At 69.5% G+C, this 2,731-nt stretch carries 4 protein-coding genes; 1 reads left to right on the top strand and 3 read right to left on the bottom strand.

Features of this window, described 5'->3' with window-relative positions:
* Window positions 1–157 precede the first annotated feature (157 nt).
* On the bottom strand, window positions 158–988 hold the full coding sequence (locus tag A5714_RS16490) for a DUF3097 domain-containing protein (RefSeq protein WP_068286817.1): 831 nt from the start codon (window positions 986–988) through the stop codon (window positions 158–160).
* 201 nt (window positions 989–1,189) lie between these two features.
* Between A5714_RS16490 and A5714_RS16485 the strand changes: the two genes are divergently transcribed.
* Window positions 1,190–1,477 carry a DUF3349 domain-containing protein gene (locus tag A5714_RS16485; RefSeq protein WP_068068035.1) on the top strand — a complete coding sequence of 96 codons (288 nt, stop codon included), beginning with the start codon at window positions 1,190–1,192 and terminating at the stop codon, window positions 1,475–1,477.
* Window positions 1,478–1,492: 15 nt separating this feature from the next.
* On the opposite strand, the gene A5714_RS16480 is transcribed toward A5714_RS16485, so the two are convergent.
* Together A5714_RS16480 and A5714_RS16475 are read right to left on the bottom strand one after the other, a co-directional pair.
* Window positions 1,493–2,440 carry a patatin-like phospholipase family protein gene (locus A5714_RS16480; protein ID WP_068286814.1) on the bottom strand — a complete coding sequence of 316 codons (948 nt, stop codon included), beginning with the start codon at window positions 2,438–2,440 and terminating at the stop codon, window positions 1,493–1,495.
* 31 nt (window positions 2,441–2,471) lie between these two features.
* On the bottom strand, window positions 2,472–2,731 hold a 260-nt coding region (locus A5714_RS16475; RefSeq protein WP_156747351.1), incomplete at its 5' end, for a TOBE domain-containing protein.

Below are 2,731 nucleotides of genomic sequence, written 5' to 3'. Positions count from 1 at the left end.
TCAGCGCCGCCTCGAGCCCCTCGCGGAGGCCGATCAGGAAGGTGCCGATGAAAACGCCGAATACGCCCTGCATGCGCTCGTTTCCGCCCCAACGATCGAGACTGTCGACTTAGCCTAACCTCACTCGGCGCCGCCGCGGGCCGGCGGGTCGGCGGCGTCAGGCCGCCGGTTGCGTCACGAAGTCGATGAGCTCCTCGACCCGGCTGATCAGCGCCGGCTCCAGGTCGTTCCAGTCGCGCACGCGGGAGCGGATGCGCCGCCACGCCGCGGCGATGTCGGCCTGCGTGGTGTGTGGCAAGCCGAGCGTCTGGCACACGCCGCGCTTCCACTCGACCTGGCGCGGGACCTCGGGCCAGGCCGCAAGCCCGAGCCGCTGGGGTTTCACGGCCTGCCAGATGTCGACATAGGGGTGCCCCACGATCAGCGTGTCGGCGCCGCCCGGACCGCGACGCACCGCGTCGGCGATCCGCGTCTCCTTCGAACCCGGCACCAGATGGTCGACGAGCACGCCGAGCCGGCGACCGGGCTCGGGGGCGAACTCGGCGACGATGCTCGCCAGGTCGTCGACGCCGCCGAGCTGCTCAACGACGACGCCCTCGATGCGCAGGTCTTCACCCCAGACCTGGGCGATGAGTTCGGCGTCGTGGCGGCCCTCGACGTAGATCCGGCTGGCACGCGCGACCCGAGCCCGCGCGCCGGGCACGGCGACCGACCCCGAGGCCGTTCGGGTTTGCGCGGCGGGCGCGGCTCGGCGGGGAGCGGTCAGGATGACGGGTCGCCCATCGAGCAAAAACCCTGGACCCAAAGGGAATCCGCGTACGTGACCCCGCCGGTCCTCCAGGTCGACGCGCCCGTACTCGACGCGCACGACCGCCCCGACGTATCCCGTCTGGGCGTCCTCCACCACCAAGCCGATGTCGGCCGGGTGCTCGGTCGAGCGGGGCTTGGGTCGGCCGGCGGCCAGGACATCTGTTCCGTAGCGATCCACCCGCCAATATTAGAAAGCGTTGCGGCCGAAGCCCGTTGCAGCGCGCCCATCGTTGCCGAATCGTCTCCTGACGGAGTCGGCAACGTCGACATAAAAAACGCGTTTAACTGTGTGGCGTTACCAGGCTGCTGGTATCGCCGATGGTACGTTGCTAGCCAAGGGAAAGGCTGCCGTTTTGCCGGCAGTTAGCGAGGTGGACGCATGGACCTGGCGCATTGGGTGTCGAGCATCGTGGCTTTCGTGCGGGCCGGCTACCCCAGCGGCATGCCGGGCACCGGGTACATTCCGCTGTTGGCGCTGGCGCGCCGCCGCCTGTGCGATGACGACATCGCGGCCATCGCAACGAAACTCATGATGCGCCGGCTGTGGCCCATCAGTTCGGTGGACATCGGCGTGGAGATCACCCGGATCACCGACCAGATGCCGTCGCTGGACGATATCGACCGCGTCACCCGTCGCGTCCACGCGATCCGCTGCGCCGGCGGCTGAGCACCGGCGCCCGCGTCACGGCGTGTCGCAAACTTTGAGGAACTCCGGGTAGTCCCAGGTTCGTAGGAACTGTTGGCCCGCTTGCAATCCGCGTTGGTACAGCGCGTCGCGCTGGGCGGCCGAGAGGTCGAAGTCGATGGGGCTCACGTCGTTGGCGGGCACGAAGATGGTGCGTCGGACGGTGCACGGGTCGTCGATGTAGGCGTTGTCCTGGTCGCTGACGAGCGTTTCGATCGCCGCTATGCCCAACGACACGGGGCCGTGCACCGCCCGGGTGGGCGGGATGCCCGGACGCGCGGACAACCGGATACCGAAGGTCGGCCAGCGCGGACCCGGCCGGTCGAACAGTTGCACGGGGAAACCGGACAACAGGCCGCCGTCGACCCAGGTCGCGCCGCGGACCCGAACCGGTTGGAACACATACGGGATCGCCGCCGACGCGTGCACGGCGCGGGCCACGGCAAAATCGTCGGGGTCGATACCGTATGCGCCCAGGTCCCACGGAATGCGCACCAGCCGGCGTCGGGACAGATCGCTGGCCGTCACCACTAACGACCACGCGTACTGGTCGGTTTCCTCACCGGTGCGCAGGTCGCCGAAGGTGCGCACGCCGAGGTCGTCGAGGAGCCCGGCCAGGAGTCGTTCGATGTAGGCGCCGCGGTACACGCCGTCGGCCAGCAGCAGCGACAGTCCGCCGCCGACGATCGGAAGCCGACCGATGAGGCTGCGGTCCAGAAACTTTCGGTAGTCGATGCTGCGCATCACCTCGGCCAGCCGGCTCAGCGGCTCGCCGGCGACCTGCAGCGCCGCGACCAAGGCGGCAACGATAGCTCCCGCGCTGGTGCCCGCGACCCGCGGGAAGCTGTAACCGCCCTCGGACAGCGCATCGACGGCGCCGACGAGACCGATGCCGCGGACGCCACCGCCCTCGCACACCAGGTCGGCGCGGGCCGGCGTGCTCACGGCCGCCGACCCGGGGGTGTCGGTGGAGCCCCTAACACAGTCGCTGTCCGTCCACGCCGAAGAAGTGCAGGTGCCCGGCCTCTGGATGCAGGCGCACGCGACTGCCTTTCTCCGGCGGATGGCGCCCGTCCGCCCGGGCGACGATCGGCCGGTCGATCACCTTGCCCGAACCGGTGATTCGCCCGTAAAGGTAGGCGTCGGCCCCCAGTTCTTCCACCACGTCGACTTCCATTTCGACGCCCAGGGTACCCAGCTCGAAGTGCTCGGGCCGGACCCCCACGACCACCTCGC

Source organism: Mycobacterium sp. E2462, assembly GCF_001672685.1.
Taxonomy (GTDB): Bacteria; Actinomycetota; Actinomycetes; order Mycobacteriales; family Mycobacteriaceae; genus Mycobacterium.
This window is presented reverse-complemented; position numbering and strand designations above follow the sequence as displayed.

What these genes read in the sequence shown, in the direction of transcription:
- A5714_RS16485 (WP_068068035.1), top strand. Translation starts at nt 1,190, where the DNA reads ATGGACCTGGCGCATTGGGTGTCGAGCATCGTGGCTTTCGTGCGGGCC.